This is a genomic window from Pseudomonas sp. S30 (assembly GCF_016518545.1).
Taxonomy (GTDB): domain Bacteria; phylum Pseudomonadota; class Gammaproteobacteria; order Pseudomonadales; family Pseudomonadaceae; genus Aquipseudomonas.
In genome coordinates this window covers 30,235-47,313 of record NZ_JACVTO010000004.1, presented here as the reverse complement: position 1 = coordinate 47,313, position 17,079 = coordinate 30,235, and the positions used below count along the sequence as shown (strand labels likewise).

Below are 17,079 nucleotides of genomic sequence, written 5' to 3'. Positions count from 1 at the left end.
GCCGCGCCAACATGAATGAAATTCATGCAAATTGGCGATGCGTCTAAAATTCGTGCAGCTTTGTTATCATTCCGCACTTCCCATCATCGTCCGACCAGGTTAGTTCTCATGCCCGACCGCAGCGCTCGTCTTCAAGCACTTCAGCACGCACTGAACGCGCGAATCCTGATTCTGGACGGCGGTATGGGTACCATGATCCAGAGCTATCGTCTGGAGGAAAAGGACTATCGTGGCACGCGCTTCGTCGATTGGCCAAGCGATGTCAAAGGTAACAACGATCTGCTGCTGCTGACCCAGCCCGATATCATCGCGGCGATCGAGAAGGCCTACCTGGACGCCGGTGCCGATATCCTGGAAACCAACACCTTCAATGCCACGCAGATTTCCCAGGCCGACTATGGCATGGAAGCGCTGGTGTACGAACTCAATGTCGAGGGCGCGCGCATCGCCCGCCAGGTGGCCGACGCCAAGACGCTGGAAACTCCGGACCGCCCACGCTTCGTCGCCGGCGTGCTGGGCCCGACCAGCCGCACCTGCTCGATTTCCCCGGACGTCAACGACCCGGGCTATCGCAACGTCACCTTCGACGAGCTGGTGGTGAACTACACCGAGGCCACCCGGGGCCTGATCGAAGGCGGCGCCGACCTGATCCTGATCGAAACCATCTTCGACACCCTCAACGCCAAGGCGGCGATCTTCGCCGTGCAGCAGGTGTTCGAGGAAGATGGCGTGGAATTGCCGATCATGATTTCCGGCACCATCACCGATGCCTCCGGTCGCACCCTCTCCGGGCAGACCACCGAGGCGTTCTGGAACTCGGTGCGCCACGCCAAGCCGATCTCGGTGGGCCTGAACTGCGCCCTGGGCGCCAAGGACCTGCGGCCCTACCTGGAAGAGCTGTCGACCAAGGCCGACACCCACGTCTCCGCGCACCCCAACGCCGGCCTGCCGAACGCCTTCGGCGAGTACGACGAAACCCCGGCGGAAATGGCCGCCGTGGTCGAGGAGTTCGCCGCCAGCGGCTTTCTCAACATCATCGGCGGCTGCTGCGGCACCACGCCGGGGCATATCCAGGCCATCGCCGAAGCCGTGGCGAAGTACCCGCCGCGGGCCGTCCCGGACATTCCCAAGGCGTGCCGACTGTCGGGGCTGGAGCCGTTCACCATCGATCGCCAGTCGTTGTTCGTCAACGTCGGCGAGCGCACCAACATCACCGGGTCGGCCAAGTTCGCCCGGCTGATTCGCGAAGAGAACTACACCGAGGCGCTGGAGGTGGCGCTGCAGCAGGTCGAGGCCGGCGCCCAGGTCATCGACATCAACATGGACGAAGGGATGCTCGATTCCCAGGCCGCCATGGTGCGTTTCCTCAACCTGATCGCCGGCGAGCCGGACATCTCCCGGGTGCCGATCATGATCGACTCCTCCAAGTGGGAGGTGATCGAAGCGGGACTGAAGTGCATCCAGGGCAAGGGCATCGTCAACTCGATTTCCATGAAGGAAGGCGTGGAGGCGTTCAAGCACCACGCCCGGCTGTGCAAGCGCTATGGCGCGGCGGTGGTGGTGATGGCCTTCGACGAGGTGGGCCAGGCCGACACGGCGGCGCGCAAGCAGCAGATCTGCCAGCGCAGCTACGACATCCTGGTGAACGAAGTCGGCTTCCCGCCCGAGGACATCATCTTCGACCCGAACATCTTCGCAGTGGCCACCGGCATCGAGGAACACAACAACTATGCGGTGGACTTCATCGAGGCCTGCGCCTACATCCGTGATCACCTGCCCCACGCCTTGAGTTCGGGCGGTGTGTCCAACGTGTCGTTCTCCTTCCGCGGCAACAACCCGGTGCGCGAGGCGATCCACTCGGTGTTCCTCTACCACGCGATCCAGAACGGCCTGACCATGGGCATCGTCAACGCCGGCCAGCTGGAGATCTACGACGAAATTCCGGCGGCGCTGCGCGAGAAGGTCGAGGACGTGGTGCTCAACCGCACGCCCGAAGGCACCGACGCCCTGCTGGCCATCGCCGAAGACTACAAGGGCGGCGGCGCCGCCAAGGAAGTGGAAAACGAAGAGTGGCGCTCGATGCCGGTCGACAAGCGCCTGGAACATGCGCTGGTCAAGGGCATCACTGCCTACATCGTCGAGGACACCGAGGAATGCCGGCAGCTGGCCGCGCGGCCCATCGAGGTCATCGAAGGCCCCTTGATGAGTGGCATGAACGTGGTCGGCGATCTGTTCGGCGCGGGCAAGATGTTCCTGCCGCAGGTGGTCAAGTCGGCGCGGGTGATGAAGCAGGCCGTGGCGCACCTGATCCCCTTCATCGAGGCCGAGAAGGGCGACAAGCCCGAGGCCAAGGGCAAGATCCTCATGGCCACGGTCAAGGGCGACGTGCACGACATCGGCAAGAACATCGTCGGTGTCGTGCTCGGCTGCAACGGCTACGACATCGTCGACCTGGGCGTGATGGTGCCCGCCGAGAAGATCCTGCAGACAGCCCGCGAGCAGAAATGCGACATCATCGGGCTTTCCGGCCTGATCACCCCGTCGCTGGACGAGATGGTCCACGTGGCCCGCGAGATGCAGCGCCAGGACTTCCACCTGCCGCTGATGATCGGTGGGGCCACCACCTCCAAAGCGCACACGGCGGTGAAGATCGAGCCCAGGTACGCCAACGACGCGGTGATCTACGTGACCGATGCGTCGCGCGCCGTAGGCGTGGCCACGCAGTTGCTGTCGCGCGAGCTCAAACCCGGCTTCGTCGAGAAAACCCGCCTGGAATACGTGGACGTGCGCGAGCGCACGGCCAACCGCAGCGCTCGCACCGAGCGCCTGAGCTATGACCAGGCCATCGCCGCCAAGCCGCAGTACGACTGGGCCAGTTATCAGGCGGCGGTGCCTTCGTTCACTGGCGTCAAGGTGCTGGAAGACATCGACCTGCGCGAGCTGGCCGAGTACATCGACTGGACGCCGTTCTTCATTTCCTGGGACCTGGCCGGCAAGTTCCCGCGCATTCTCACCGACGAGGTGGTCGGCGAGGCCGCCACGGCGCTGTATGAGGATGCCCGCGAAATGCTCGACAAGCTGATCGGCGAGAAGCTCATCAGCGCCCGGGCAGTGTTCGGCTTCTGGCCGGCCAACCAGGTGGCGCACGACGATATCGAGGTCTATGGCGAGCACGGGCAGACCCTGGCCACCCTGCACCACCTGCGCCAGCAGACCATCAAGCCGGACGGCAAGCCGAACCTGTCGCTGGCCGATTTCGTGGCGCCCAAGGACAGCGGCGTGACCGACTACGTGGGCGGCTTCATCACCACCGCTGGCATCGGGGCCGAGGAAGTGGCCAAGGCGTACCAGGACAAAGGTGACGACTACAGCTCAATCATGGTCAAGGCCCTGGCCGATCGTCTGGCCGAAGCCTGCGCCGAATGGCTGCACGAGCGGGTGCGCAGGCAGTACTGGGGCTACGCCGGTGACGAGCAGCTGGACAACGAGGCGCTGATCAAGGAGCAGTACAGCGGCATTCGCCCGGCACCGGGCTATCCGGCATGCCCGGACCACACCGAGAAGGCGACCCTGTTCCGCCTGCTCGACGGCACGGCCCTGGGCGAGACGGGTGCCAGCGGGGTGTTTCTCACCGAACACTTCGCGATGTTCCCGGCGGCGGCGGTCAGCGGCTGGTACTTCGCCCATCCCCAGGCGCAGTATTTCGCCGTGGGCAAGGTGGACAAGGACCAGATCGAACGCTACAGCCTGCGCAAGGGGCAGGAAGTCGGCGTGAGCGAGCGCTGGCTGGCCCCCAACCTCGGGTATGACAACTGACGGCAACAGGCTGCCAGCCTGGCGCCGGCTCGTGAACCTCGGGGCCGGGTACGCTCATCCGGAATCAACCCCGCGCGCCAGGCGCCGCGCAGGGTTTGAACCGAACGCCAGGGCAGGCGCGGCGGTTCTCCGGCTCGTTTCGCCCGCAATGGCCAGCACAAGCTGGCCAAAGGTGGTACCCAGACACCAGCCGACCGCTTTTCCCTAAATTCCTCCCGCACAGCCTCGTCCATCCCCTACAGCAGGTGCCCCACCTGCACCCTTGATGGCGAGCCGCGAGAAGGCCATGACACCACCCCGTTGCCCCCTGGACCTGCCGTCCGCGCAGGTTCGCACGTGCCCGCAAGCCCCTGACCCGTACACGATTCCACCCCGGCGCGCCTGCGTGCCACCCAGCGAAGCCCAGCCATGAACGACCGCAGAACCTTTCTCAAGCAGGCAGGGGTGCTGGCCGCTGCCCTGCCCCTGGGCAGCACCTTGCAAGCCAGCGCCCTGGCCGCACCTGCGCCGCCGGCTGCGAGCGGCGAGGACAAGTGGCAGCGCCTGCGCCAGCTGTTCGACCAGGACCCCGACTACCTGCACCTGTCCAACTTCCTGATCACCTCCCACCCACGCCCGGTGAACGAGGCCATCGCGCGCTACCGCGCGCATCTGGACCGCAACCCGGGGCTGGCGATGGACTGGGACCGTGAAGAGGTGTGGCAGCACGAGGCACGGGTGCGCGAGGCGGCCGGTCGCTACCTGAAGGCGCGCCCGGGCCAGATCGCCCTGACCGGCAGCACCACCGAAGGCCTGACCCTGATTTTCGGCGGCCTGCACGTGCGCCCGGACCAGGAGATCCTCATCAGCCCGCACGAGCACTACGCCACCAAGCACGTGCTGGCCTTTCGCAGTCAGCGCGAAGGCACCCAGGTGCGCCAGATCAGTCTGTTCGAGCAGCCGGCCAGCGTGTCCACCGACGAGGTCCTCGGCAACCTGGCCGCCGGGATCCGTGACAACACGCGGGTACTGGGCGTGACCTGGGTGCAATCGGGCAGTGGCGTCAAGCTGCCGATCGGCGAGATCGGCCAGCTGGTGGCCGAGCGCAACCGCAACCGGGACGACAAGGACCGCATCCTGTATGTGGTCGATGGCGTTCACGGCTTCGGCGTGGAGAACCTGGACTTCCCGGCCATGCACTGCGACTACTTCATCGCCGGCACGCACAAATGGCTGTTCGGTCCGCGCGGCACCGGGATCGTCTGCGCGGCCTCCGAGCAACTGCGCGACCTCACGCCGATGATTCCGACTTTTTCCCAGGACAACGACTTCGCCACCACCCTGACTCCGGGTGGCTATCACGCCTTCGAACACCGCTGGGCGTTGGACGAGGCGTTCAACCTGCACCTGCAACTGGGCAAGGCCGATGTGCAGACGCGCATTCACCAGCTCAACAGCGACCTCAAGCAGCGCCTGCTGGCAACGCCGGGCATCGAGCTGGTCACCCCGCAGAGTCCGACGCTGTCGTCAGGTTTCAGCTTCTTCCGGGTCGCCGGCCAGGACTGCGACCAGGTCGCCGCCTACCTCATGGCCAACCGCGTGGTGGCCGACGCCGTGGACCGCGACGTCGGCCCGGTGGTGCGCACCGCGCCGGGGCTGCTCAACGACGAGCGCCAGTTGGATCGGTTCATGGCCATCCTCGAAAAACGCCTGTAGCCCGCGTGCGGCTTTTCCGTTTCACCTTTCAGACAGCGAGACCCGCGATGAAACCACAGCTCTGCCACACCCTGTCCGCCCTGACCCTGACACTGCTGGCCGGTACCTCGGCCAGCACCCTGGCGGCCGAGGCGCCTCAACCAGGCAAGGTGTTCAAGGACTGCAAGGACTGCCCGGAAATGGTGGTACTGCCGGCCGGGACCTTCACCATGGGCACGCCGGACGACGAGCTCGGTCGCCAGCCCGACGAAGGGCCGATGCACGACGTGACCTTCAAGAAAGCCTTCGCCATCAGTCGCTTCCAGATCCAGAACGGTGAATGGCACGCCTACCTGCGCAGCAGCGGCTACAAGGTGCCCAACGGCGACACGCGCCCTGGTCGCGAGTGCATCGCCGGCAAGCCTCGCTACCCCATTGGCGACAAGCAGCCGGCGGTGTGCCTGAGCTTCTTCGAAGCCGAGGCCTACGCCGCCTGGTTGTCGAAGAAAACCGGCAAGGCCTACACCGTGCAGAGCGAAGCGCAACGCGAATACGCCGTGCGCGGCGGCACCACGGGACCATTCCCCTTCCCCTTCGACGAGGGCGAGGAATACAGCATCAACAAGCACGCCAATACTTATGGCCCCCGGGACGGCTTCTCCTATACCTCGCCGGTCGGCAGCTTCCCGCCCAACGCCTATGGTATGTATGACGGTCACGGCAACGTCTACGAGTGGACGCGCGACTGCTACGTCGACAGCTACCAGACCGCGCCTACCGACGGCAGTCCGCAGACCCAGAGCAGCGAATGCCGCGACCGTCGGGTGATCCGTGGCAACGACTACACCGAGGCGCCGATTTTCTCCCGCTCGGGCAACCGCAACGAACGCGGCTCGGGCCTGCGCGGCGACTGGCTCGGCTTCAGGGTAGTGCGCGAGCTTTGACGGCAGGCTGATCCAAGGGCTGGCTGCGGCCTGCAAATAAATCGAACTCCAGTCGCAACGCTCGCTCATATCTGCATGCAGTACATCTCATGGCTCGCGTTGCTTCTGGAGGACTGATCATGCGTTACGTAATGCTCGTTCCGGCACTGGTGCTGTGCACCGCCGCAGGTTCTGCCCTGGCCCGTGTGGATGGCCGCGACGTCGCGACCTCGGCGGGTGTCTCGGCGTCCTTGTATTCCACGTTCAAGGATGACAAGCGCATCATTCCGGCCCGCGACGAACTCTCCGCGTTCGTCGCCAGCGGTGGTGCGATCCGCGGCGTGTACGTCGATGCCGCGCTGCAACGCGCGCGTCAGAGCCATCCTGGCATCGACGCCAGCGATGAGGCGCTGGCACAGGCTTTGCTGTCGCAGGATGATCTGCTGGCAGAGCAATAAGCCGTTCGCCGACGCTTGCGCTTGCCAATGGATGGCGAGCGGCAAGCTTCGCTGAGACCCCTGCACCTCCCCCTCGATCGCTCCAAGCAAGCTTGGCCCAGCTGAGCCCTCAGCCAATCCATCAATCGGCTTGATAGTGACCTTCGAGTCGTTCGATTCGTTACCCGGCCTCGACACTCGCAGAATCCGCCCACTATTCCTACAGTGGCGGAGCTCTCCATGGAACCTTCATTCAAGGCCCTGCGCCATCCCCTGGCTGCCCTGGCAGTCGCGGTGATGATCAGCGCCTGCGGCAAGCACCCCGACACGGCCCAGGCGCCCGCTGCGCCCAAGGTCAGCGTGGCCAAGGTGATCGAACAGCCGATCAACGAATGGGACGAATTCACCGGTCGCCTGGAAGCGCCGGAAACCGTGGAGATCCGCCCGCGGGTCTCGGGCCAGATCGACCGCGTGGCCTTCACCGAGGGCGCCCAGGTCAACAAGGGCGATCTGCTGTTCCAGATCGATCCGCGGCCCTTCCAGGCCGAGGTGCGCCGCCTGGAAGCCCAGTTGCAGCAGGCCAAGGCCAGCGCTTCGCGCAGTGCCAATGAAGCCCGTCGCGGCGAGCGCCTGCGCGACAGCAACGCGATTTCCGCCGAATTGGCCGAGTCGCGCAGCAGCGCCGCCGCCGAAGCTCGCGCGGGCGTGGACTCGATCCAGGCGCAGCTGGACCTGGCGCGCCTGAACCTGAGCTTCACCCGCGTCACCTCACCGATCAGCGGCCGGGTCAGCCGCGCCGACTTCACCGCCGGCAACATCGTTACCGCTGACGTCACGCCGCTGACCAGCGTGGTGTCCACCGACAAGGTCTATGCCTATTTCGACGCCGACGAGCGGGTCTACCTCAAGTACACCCAACTCGCCCGCGAGGGTCAGCGTGGCCAGAGCACGCCGGTGTACCTGGGCCTGACCAACGAGACCGGCAACCCGCACCTGGGGCAGATGAACTTCGTCGACAACCAGGTCAACCCGCGCACCGGCACCATTCGTGGTCGCGCCGTGTTCGACAACCGCGACGGCCAGTTCACCCCCGGCCTGTATGCGCGCCTGAAGCTGGTGGGCAGCGCCCAGTACGACGCCATGCTGATCAACGACGAGGCGGTCGGCACCGACCTAGGCAAGAAATTCGTGCTGGTGATGGACGCCGACAACAAGGCGACCTACCGCGCCGTGGAGCTCGGGCCCAAGCTCGAAGGCCTGCGCATCGTGCGCAGCGGCCTGGCCAAGGACGACCGTATCGTGGTCAAGGGCCTGCAACGCGTGCGCCCTGGCTCAGCGGTCACCCCCGAGGAAACGCCGATGGCCAGCGCCGACACCCTGGCCACCCTCGCCCGCCAGCGCCAGGCCCTGCAAGCCAGCCAGCCGGCCCCGGCCGTGGCCGGTTCGAACGTGAAAGTCGCCAGTGCCCAGGCACCGCGCGGTTAAGGGACGACACCGATGAACTTCTCGAAATTCTTCATTACCCGGCCGATCTTCGCCGCCGTGCTGTCGCTGGTGCTGCTGATCGCCGGCAGCATTTCGCTGTTCCAGCTGCCGATCAGCGAATATCCCGAGGTGGTGCCGCCCACCGTGGTGGTGCGCGCCAACTTCCCCGGGGCCAACCCCAAGGTGATCGGCGAGACCGTGGCCGCGCCGCTGGAGCAGGCGATCACCGGGGTGGAGAACATGCTGTACATGTCCTCGCAGTCCACCGCCGACGGCAAGCTCACCCTGACCATCACCTTCGCCCTGGGCACCGACCTGGACAACGCCCAGGTCCAGGTGCAGAACCGGGTCACCCGGACGCAGCCCAAGCTGCCCGAGGAGGTCACCCGTATCGGTATCACCGTGGACAAGGCCTCGCCCGACCTGACCATGGTCGTGCACCTGACCTCGCCGGACCAGCGCTACGACATGCTCTACCTGTCCAACTACGCCATCCTCAACATCAAGGACGAACTGGCGCGCCTGGGCGGGGTGGGTGACGTGCAGCTGTTCGGCATGGGCGACTATTCCCTGCGCGTGTGGCTGGACCCGAACAAGACCGCCTCGCGCAACCTCACCGCCAGCGACGTGGTCGCTGCCATTCGCGAACAGAACCGCCAGGTCGCGGCCGGTCAGTTGGGTGCGCCGCCTGCGCCCGGCTCGACCAGTTTCCAGCTGTCGATCAACACCCAGGGCCGTCTGGTCAGCGAAGAAGAGTTCGAGAACATCATCGTGCGCGCCGGTGCCGATGGCGAGATCACGCGCCTGAAGGACATCGCTCGGGTAGAGTTGGGCTCCAGTCAGTACGCCCTGCGTTCGCTGCTCAACAACCAGCCGGCCGTGGCCATTCCGATCTTCCAGCGCCCTGGCTCGAACGCCATCGACATCTCCGATGAAGTGCGCGCCAAGATGGCCGAGCTGAAGAAAGACTTCCCCGAAGGCATGGACTACAGCATCGTCTACGACCCGACCGTGTTCGTCCGTGGCTCGATCGAGGCGGTGGTGCACACCCTGTTCGAAGCCCTGGTGCTGGTGGTGCTGGTGGTGATCCTGTTCCTGCAGACCTGGCGCGCCTCGATCATCCCGTTGCTGGCGGTGCCGGTGTCGCTGATCGGCACCTTCGCGGTCATGCACCTGTTCGGTTTCTCGCTCAACGCCCTGTCGCTGTTCGGTCTGGTGCTGGCCATCGGCATCGTGGTGGACGACGCCATCGTGGTGGTGGAGAACGTCGAGCGCAACATCGCCCTGGGCCTGGCGCCGCTGGAGGCGACCCAGAAAGCCATGAGCGAGGTGACCGGCCCGATCATCGCCACGGCCCTGGTGCTGTGCGCTGTATTCGTTCCAGCGGCGTTCATCTCTGGCCTGACGGGGCAGTTCTACAAGCAGTTCGCGCTGACCATCGCCATCTCCACGGTGATCTCGGCATTCAACTCGCTGACCCTGTCCCCTGCCCTGGCCGCCGTGCTGCTCAAGGACCACCATGCTCCCAAGGACAGGTTCTCGCGAGTGCTCGACCGACTGCTCGGTAGCTGGCTGTTCGCCCCGTTCAACCGCTTCTTCGAGCGGGCCAGCCACCGCTACGTGGGCGGCGTGCGGCGGGTCATCCGCTCCAGCGGCATCGCCCTGTTCGTCTATGCCGGGCTGATGGGCCTGACCTACCTGGGCTTCTCGTCCACGCCGACCGGTTTCGTGCCGGCCCAGGACAAGCAGTACCTGGTGGCCTTCGCCCAGCTGCCGGATGCGGCAAGCCTGGACCGTACCGAGGCGGTGATCAAGCGCATGAGCGAGATCGCCCTCAAGCAGCCGGGCGTGGCCGATTCGGTGGCCTTCCCGGGCCTGTCGATCAACGGCTTCACCAACAGCCCCAACAGCGGCATCGTGTTCACGCCGCTCAAGCCCTTCGACCAGCGCACGGACCCGAGCCAGTCGGCCGGTGCCATCGCAGCGGCGCTCAACGCGCAGTTCGCCGACATCCAGGACGCCTACATCGCGATCTTCCCACCGCCGCCGGTGCAAGGGCTGGGGACCATTGGCGGCTTCCGCCTGCAGATCGAGGACCGTGGCAACCTGGGTTACGAAGCGCTGTACAAGGAAACCCAGAACATCATCGCCAAGAGTCGCGAGGTGCCTGAACTGGCGGGGCTATTCACCAGCTACCAGGTCAACGTGCCCCAGGTCGATGCCGCCATCGACCGGGAAAAGGCCAAGACCCACGGCGTGGCGATCACCGACATCTTCGACACCTTGCAGGTCTACCTGGGCTCGCTGTACACCAACGACTTCAACCGCTTCGGGCGCACCTACCAGGTCAACGTCCAGGCCGAGCAGCAGTTCCGCCTCGATGCCGAGCAGATCGGCCAGTTGAAGGTGCGCAACAACCTCGGCGAGATGATTCCGCTGGCGACCTTCCTCAAGGTCAGCGACACCTCGGGTCCCGACCGAGTGATGCACTACAACGGCTTCATCACCGCCGAGATCAACGGTGCAGCGGCGCCCGGCTACAGCTCCGGCCAGGCGGAAGCGGCGATCGAGAAGCTGCTCAAGCAGGAACTGCCCAACGGCATGACCTACGAGTGGACCGACCTGACCTACCAGCAGATCCTGGCGGGCAACACCGCGCTGTTCGTGTTCCCGCTGTGCGTGCTGCTGGCCTTCCTGGTGCTGGCCGCCCAGTACGAGAGTTGGAGCCTGCCGCTGGCGGTGATCCTGATCGTGCCGATGACCCTGCTGTCGGCCATTACCGGGGTGATCATTTCCGGGGGCGACAACAACATCTTCACCCAGATCGGGCTGATCGTGCTGGTGGGCCTGGCGTGCAAGAACGCGATCCTGATCGTCGAGTTCGCCAAGGACAAGCAGGCCGAGGGTCTCGACCCGCTGGCCGCGGTACTGGAAGCCTGTCGCCTGCGTCTGCGGCCGATCCTGATGACCTCGATCGCCTTCATCATGGGAGTGGTGCCGCTGGTGTTCTCCTCCGGCGCCGGCGCCGAGATGCGCCATGCCATGGGCGTGGCGGTGTTCTCCGGGATGATCGGGGTGACCGTGTTCGGCCTGTTCCTGACCCCGGTGTTCTTCAACCTCATCCGCCGTCGTGTCCAGGGTCGCCAGGCCCGCAAGGCCGATGCCGCGCCCAGCCTGGAGCACACTGCATGAGCCTGCTCAAAGCCCTGACACCGAGCCTGTTGGCGCTGGCCCTGGCGGCCTGCGCCGTGGGCCCGGACTACCACGCGCCGGCCACCGCGCCGGCCCGCCTGGATGAGCCGGCGGCGGCAAAGCTGCTGGACCGCAGCCGCTTCGAGAGCAGCTGGTGGAAACAATTCGACGACCCAACCCTGAACCAGCTGGTGCAAGCCTCGCTGCAGGGCAACCGTGACCTGCGCGTGGCCTTCGCGCGCCTCAAGGCCGCCCGGGCGATCCGCGAAGACGCCGACAACGACGACCTGCCGGTGGTCACCAGCCGCGCCAGCAGCGAGATCGGCAAGGGCCAGGTGCCGGGCCAGACCGACCGCCGGGTCAACCAGGAGCGCTACGACCTGGGCCTGGACATGGCCTGGGAGCTGGACCTGTTCGGCCGCATCCAGCGCCGCATCGAGGCCAGCCAGGCGCGTGAAGACGCGGCAGCCGCCGACCTGCAGCAATTGCAGGTCAGCCTGATCGCCGAGCTGGTCGACGCCTATGGCCAACTGCGCGGCGCGCAGCTGCGCGAGAAGATCGCCCTGGCCAACCTGCGCACCCAGGAAGACTCGCGGCGCATCACCGTGACCCTGCGCGACACCGGCGTGGGCAACGAGCTGGACGTGGTGCGCGCCGATGCGCGGTTGGCAGGCGTCGAGGCCAGTGTGCCGCAGTTGCAAGCCGAGCAGGTACGCGCGCGCAACCGCATCGCCACCTTGCTCGGCGAGCGGCCCGAAGCGCTCAGCGTGGACCTCTCGCCCAAGCAACTGCCGGCCATCGCCAAGGCCTTGCCGGTGGGCGATCCGGGCGAACTGCTGCGGCGCCGTCCGGACATCCGCAGTGCCGAACGCGAGCTGGCGGCCGCCACCGCCGACGTGGGCGTGGCCACCGCCGACCTGTTCCCCAGGGTGAGCCTCAGCGGTTTCCTCGGCTTCACCGCCGGCCGTGGCTCGCAGATCGGCGCGTCGGCGGCCAACGCCTGGGCATTGGGGCCGAGCATCAGCTGGGCAGCCTTCGACCTGGGCAGCGTGCGCGCCCGTCTGCGGGGCGCCAAGGCCGATGCCGACGGGGCACTGGCGACCTACGAACAGCGGGTGCTGCTGGCCCTGGAAGAGTCGTCGAATGCCTTCAGCGACTACGCCAAGCGCCAGCAGCGGCTGCTGTCGCTGATGCGCCAGAGCGAGGCCAGCGGCAAGGCTGCCGACCTGGCCTCGATCCGCTACCGCGAGGGCTCGGTGGACTACCTGGTACTGCTCGATGCGGAGCGGGAAAAGCTCGCTGCCGAGGACGCCCAGGCACAAGGCGAGGTCGACCTGTATCGCGGCATCGTGTCGATCTACAAGGCTCTGGGGGGCGGCTGGCAGACCGAGCGGGTGGCCACCGCCAACTGACGGCCTTGCTCCTGCAACGACTCCTTTGGTTGGTCCGTACCAGCCCTTCGCCCCGCCGGCCCCAGGTCTGCGGGGCTTTTTTTGTCCAGTTCGGCAGCAGGCAGCAGTGCCAGCGCAATTTCGTCCGATGCCCGGCATTGATAACTCCCGCGCTGAATCGTTGTACTAGGATGACCGGTGCAGGGAAGCGAAATGATAGCCATGTGCTATTGTTCAGCGCTACACCAGGACGATTCACCCCAGCCATGGATGCCACGATGAATTCGCACATGTTCTTTCCGCAGGTCGGCAAAGTGATCGCCAGCACCGGCAGCCGCCATTTCCCGCGTTTGCTGCACGACCTGATCCAGACCCACCTGAACGTCGACGCCACGCACATCCGCCAGGTTCGCCCGGCCAGCGGCACTCTGGGCATCAGCACCACGCTGCTGAGCGAAACCGTCTTCAGCGCTGCCGAGCAGGCGGCCTGCGACCTCGGAGCCCCAGCGCGCCTGCACCTGGTGCAGCGCACCCCCGAGTACCAGTTCGAACTGCACGTGCTGCGGGCCGAGCGCGCCGCCTTCTCGGCCTGCGAGCGTGATCGCCTGCAGGACATCTCGCCGCTGCTGTTGCCGATGCTGCACAAGCACCTGGAGGCCTTGCAGCCTGCCGTTGCCGAACGCAGCAGTGGCGACAGCCTGCAGACCCGCTTCCAGGAGCGCCTGGCGCAGACCGGCCTGGAACTGTCCGCTCGGGAGTTGCAGGTGTGCCTGGGCCTGCTCGCGGGCCAGACCGCACGTCAGCAGGCCGAGCGGCTGGAGCTCAAGGTCAACACGGTGGAGAGCTACCTGCGCCGCGCCGCGATCAAGCTCGGCATCGGCGGGCGGCACTCGCTGATGAAGTGGATGTACGCGACCGACGCCCAGGCGCCGGCCGCCGAGTAGCGCCAGGCGCCGAACTCAATCCCGGGCCAGCGCTTGGATCGGGTCCAGGCGCGCGGCATTGCGCGCCGGCACGAAACCGAACACCACGCCGATCAGCGTCGAACAGGCGAAGGCCATGACCACGGAGGTGGTCGAGAACACCATCTCCCATTGCTTGACGAACAGGGTGAACAGGTAGCCGATGCCATAGGACAGGCCGATGCCCACCAGCCCACCGAACAGGCAGACCATCACCGCCTCCACCAGGAACTGCTGGCGAATGTCCGATTGTCGCGCACCGACCGCCATGCGGATGCCGATTTCGCGGGTCCGCTCGGTCACCGACACCAGCATGATGTTCATCACCCCGATGCCGCCGACCACCAGCGAGATCACCGCGATCAGCGACAGCAGCAGGGTCAGTGAACGGCTGGTCTTCTGCACCGTCTGCATGATGCTGTCCAGGTTGTTGGTGAAGAAGTCCTTGCTGCCATGGCGTTGCAGCATCAGGGCATTGACCTCCTGGTCCACGCGCTGGCTGGGGATGCCGTCCTTGATGCGCACGCTGATGCTGTCCAGGTGGCGCTGGCCGAGCACGCGTCCAGCGGCGGTCTCGTAGGGGACCCAGACGTTCAGCGCGTTGCCGGCGGCGAACAGGTTCTTGTTCTCGCGGGTGACGCCGATCACCGTGCAAGGCAGGTTGCCGACCAGGATCACCTGGCCCAGCGGGTCCACCCCCGGGGCGAACAGGCGCAGTCGCGTGTTGTGGTCGATCACCACCACCTGGGCCTGGCGCCGGGCATCGTTTTCGCTGAAGGCGATGCCGGCGGCCATTTCGATGTTGCGCACCTGGAAATAACGCTCGCTGACGCCATTGAGCTGGACGTCCAGGTCCAGGTTGCGGTAGCGCACCAGCAGGCTGCGACCGATCACCGGGGTGGCGCTGTCGACGTAGTACAGCTGGTTGAGCGCTTGCACGTCGCCCAGTACCAGGGTCTCGATGGCCTTGGCGCGGCTGTCGCCGAAGTTGCTGCCCGAGTAGATATCGATGGTGTTGCTGCCGATCGCCTGGATGTCCTTGAGCACGTAGCCCTTGGCGCCCTCGCCGATGGCCGAGATGGACACTACCGAGGTGATGCCGATGACGATGCCGAGCATGGTCAGCAAGGTGCGCATGCGGTGCGAGATCAGGGCGATCCAGGCCATGTTGAAGGCCTCGCGAAACAGCCCGAGGCTGGCCACCAGGCGCCGCGTGCCGGGCGGGCGCCGTTCGGTCTGGGCCGGCGCAGGAGCTGGCACGGCCTGGTGCGGGGTGCGCCGGTCGCTGACGATCTGCCCGTCGCTGACTTCGATGACCCGCTGGGCATGGGCCGCGACCTTGGGGTCGTGGGTCACCAGGATCACTGTATGCCCGGCGGCGTGCAGTTCCAGCAGGATCGCCATCACCTCCTTGCCGCTGGCGGTGTCCAGGGCGCCGGTGGGCTCGTCCGCGAGGATCACTTCGCCGCCGTTCATCAGCGCCCGACAGATGCTCACCCGCTGCTGCTGGCCCCCGGACAGCTGGCTGGGGCGGTGCGTGAGGTGCCCAGCCAGGCCCAGGCGCCGCAGCAGGTCCTCGGCACGCTGGTGACGCTGGGCCTGCGGCGTACCGGCATACACCGCCGGAATCTCCACGTTGCGCAGCGCATCCAGGTGCGGCAACAGGTGGTAACGCTGGAAGATGAAGCCGAAATGATCGCGCCGCAGCGCCGCCAGCGCTTCGTCGTCCATGGCGCGGGTTTCCTGGCCATCGACCTGATAAGAGCCGGCACTGGCGTGGTCCAGGCAGCCGAGGATGTTCATCAGCGTCGACTTGCCGGACCCCGAGGCGCCGATGATCGCCACCAGCTCGCCGGCATGGATCTCAAGGTCGATGTGGCGCAGGGCGAGGAACTCGCGGTCGCCGGCCATGAAGCTGCGGCTCACGCCGTGCAGGCGCAACAAGGGATGGGCAGCGATCTGCACAGGCGTGCGCCGGGCGCCCGGTTCGACGGTCATGTTCATGCTCAGGCCCCCGCCGCGTCGCCGATCGGCTCGCCGATCACCACGCGGTCGCCTTCGGCCAGGCCCTGCTTGATCTCGACCCGCACGTTGTTGTTGATGCCGGCCTGCACCTGGCGCACCTGGGCGAAGCCCTTGGCGTCGAGCACGCGCACGGCGAACCGCCCCTGGTCATCCTGCGCGCCCAGGGCCGCCACCGGCATGTTGAGTACCGCTTCGGCGGTGGCCAGCACGATGCGCACCTGGGCGGTCATGGCGATGCGCAGCCGATGGTCGGGGTTGGGCACCTCGAACAAGGCGTTGTAGAACACCGCGGTGTTCTGCTTGGGGGCGGCGGCGCCGGTGCGGTCGCTGCTTTCCAGGTAGTTCTGCGGCGCAGGCTCGGTGCCGCGCAGGGTGGCGTAGTAGCGGCGATCTTCGCCGAGGATGGTGAAGTACACCGGCTGGCCCGGGGCGATGTGAATGACGTCGGCCTCCGACACCTGGGCCTTGACGGTCATGGTGTCCAGGTCGGCGAGCTTGAGGATCACCGGCGCCAGTTGCTGGGCGATCACGGTCTGGCCCTGCTGGGTGACGATGCCCACTACGTCGCCGTCGATGGGGGCGCTGATGCGGGTGTAGTCCAGGTTGACCTTGGCGGTGTCGATCTGCACCTGGGCGCTCTTGATCTGCGCATCCAGCGAATTGAGGGTGGCCTGCTGCACCTGGTAGTCCGACTCGGCGTTCTCGTAGTCCTGGCGGGAAATCGACTGGTCGTTCTGCAACGCCTTGTAGCGCTCGTAGACGCGCCGCGTCTGGGTGACCCGGGCCAGGGTAGAGCGGCGCTCGGCCTGCAGCTTTTCCTCGTCGACCTGGGCCTGGCGCAGGGTATTGCGCAGCACCAGCGGGTCGATCTCGGCCAGCCACTGGCCTTTGACCACCTTGTCGCCGAGCTTGACCTTCAGCGACCGAAGCTGGCCGGACACCTGGGCGCCGACATCCACCTGGCGGATGCCTTCGAGCACACCGGTGGCCAGGACCGCATTCTCGAGGTCGCCCCGCTCGACGGTGGCGGTGATGTAGCGCGGCGCCTTGGCCGGGGCCTGCGCCGCATACAGCGCGATGCCGGCCACCAGGGCCAGAGCGCAGGCCAGGCCCACGTTGCGAAATCTGCTCTTGTCCATAAACACTCGTCCATCATTGCCAATGCGTGCGCGGC

Annotated in this window: 10 protein-coding genes; 8 read left to right on the top strand and 2 right to left on the bottom strand. The window is 66.2% G+C overall.

Features of this window, described 5'->3' with window-relative positions:
- Window positions 1–108 precede the first annotated feature (108 nt).
- The 8 genes from metH (at window position 109) to IAE34_RS06090 (ending at window position 13,862) form a co-directional block, all read left to right on the top strand.
- Window positions 109–3,816 (top strand): methionine synthase, encoded by a 3,708-nt coding sequence (metH, locus tag IAE34_RS06125; protein WP_200137976.1) that lies wholly within the window; start codon window positions 109–111, stop codon window positions 3,814–3,816.
- Window positions 3,817–4,224: 408 nt separating this feature from the next.
- On the top strand, window positions 4,225–5,511 hold the full coding sequence (pvdN, locus tag IAE34_RS06120) for a pyoverdine-tailoring periplasmic protein PvdN (protein ID WP_200137975.1): 1,287 nt from the start codon (window positions 4,225–4,227) through the stop codon (window positions 5,509–5,511).
- 47 nt (window positions 5,512–5,558) lie between these two features.
- Window positions 5,559–6,434: a formylglycine-generating enzyme family protein gene (locus tag IAE34_RS06115; protein ID WP_200137974.1), complete on the top strand. Its 876-nt coding sequence runs from the start codon at window positions 5,559–5,561 to the stop codon at window positions 6,432–6,434.
- Between the two features lie 119 nt (window positions 6,435–6,553).
- The gene (locus IAE34_RS06110; protein ID WP_200137973.1) at window positions 6,554–6,871 is read left to right on the top strand and encodes a DUF2388 domain-containing protein; all 318 of its coding nucleotides are present in this window, start codon (window positions 6,554–6,556) and stop codon (window positions 6,869–6,871) included.
- Window positions 6,872–7,090: 219 nt separating this feature from the next.
- Window positions 7,091–8,335 (top strand): multidrug efflux RND transporter periplasmic adaptor subunit MexE, encoded by a 1,245-nt coding sequence (mexE, locus tag IAE34_RS06105; RefSeq protein WP_200137972.1) that lies wholly within the window; start codon window positions 7,091–7,093, stop codon window positions 8,333–8,335.
- A gap of 12 nt (window positions 8,336–8,347) precedes the next feature.
- Window positions 8,348–11,527: an efflux RND transporter permease subunit gene (locus IAE34_RS06100; RefSeq protein WP_200137971.1), complete on the top strand. Its 3,180-nt coding sequence runs from the start codon at window positions 8,348–8,350 to the stop codon at window positions 11,525–11,527.
- Complete coding sequence (locus IAE34_RS06095) at window positions 11,524–12,939, top strand: efflux transporter outer membrane subunit (RefSeq protein ID WP_200137970.1); 1,416 nt, start codon at window positions 11,524–11,526, stop codon at window positions 12,937–12,939. Before IAE34_RS06100 ends, IAE34_RS06095 begins: the two co-directional genes overlap by 4 nt.
- A 257-nt stretch (window positions 12,940–13,196) precedes the next feature.
- Entirely contained in the window at window positions 13,197–13,862 is a 666-nt protein-coding gene (locus tag IAE34_RS06090) for a helix-turn-helix transcriptional regulator (protein WP_200137969.1), read from the top strand.
- A 15-nt stretch (window positions 13,863–13,877) separates the two neighbouring features.
- Here the strand turns inward: IAE34_RS06090 and IAE34_RS06085 are convergent, their stop codons facing one another.
- Together IAE34_RS06085 and macA are read right to left on the bottom strand one after the other, a co-directional pair.
- Window positions 13,878–15,884: a MacB family efflux pump subunit gene (locus tag IAE34_RS06085; protein ID WP_200137968.1), complete on the bottom strand. Its 2,007-nt coding sequence runs from the start codon at window positions 15,882–15,884 to the stop codon at window positions 13,878–13,880.
- Between the two features lie 2 nt (window positions 15,885–15,886).
- Window positions 15,887–17,044, bottom strand: a complete 1,158-nt coding sequence (macA, locus tag IAE34_RS06080; protein WP_200137967.1) for a macrolide transporter subunit MacA — start codon at window positions 17,042–17,044, stop codon at window positions 15,887–15,889.
- Window positions 17,045–17,079 lie beyond the last annotated feature (35 nt).

What these genes read in the sequence shown, in the direction of transcription:
- metH (WP_200137976.1), top strand. Translation starts at nt 109, where the DNA reads ATGCCCGACCGCAGCGCTCGTCTTCAAGCACTTCAGCACGCACTGAAC.
- pvdN (WP_200137975.1), top strand. Translation starts at nt 4,225, where the DNA reads ATGAACGACCGCAGAACCTTTCTCAAGCAGGCAGGGGTGCTGGCCGCT.
- IAE34_RS06115 (WP_200137974.1), top strand. Translation starts at nt 5,559, where the DNA reads ATGAAACCACAGCTCTGCCACACCCTGTCCGCCCTGACCCTGACACTG.
- IAE34_RS06110 (WP_200137973.1), top strand. Translation starts at nt 6,554, where the DNA reads ATGCGTTACGTAATGCTCGTTCCGGCACTGGTGCTGTGCACCGCCGCA.
- mexE (WP_200137972.1), top strand. Translation starts at nt 7,091, where the DNA reads ATGGAACCTTCATTCAAGGCCCTGCGCCATCCCCTGGCTGCCCTGGCA.
- IAE34_RS06100 (WP_200137971.1), top strand. Translation starts at nt 8,348, where the DNA reads ATGAACTTCTCGAAATTCTTCATTACCCGGCCGATCTTCGCCGCCGTG.
- IAE34_RS06095 (WP_200137970.1), top strand. Translation starts at nt 11,524, where the DNA reads ATGAGCCTGCTCAAAGCCCTGACACCGAGCCTGTTGGCGCTGGCCCTG.
- IAE34_RS06090 (WP_200137969.1), top strand. Translation starts at nt 13,197, where the DNA reads ATGAATTCGCACATGTTCTTTCCGCAGGTCGGCAAAGTGATCGCCAGC.
- IAE34_RS06085 (WP_200137968.1), bottom strand. Translation starts at nt 15,884, where the DNA reads ATGAACATGACCGTCGAACCGGGCGCCCGGCGCACGCCTGTGCAGATC.
- macA (WP_200137967.1), bottom strand. Translation starts at nt 17,044, where the DNA reads ATGGACAAGAGCAGATTTCGCAACGTGGGCCTGGCCTGCGCTCTGGCC.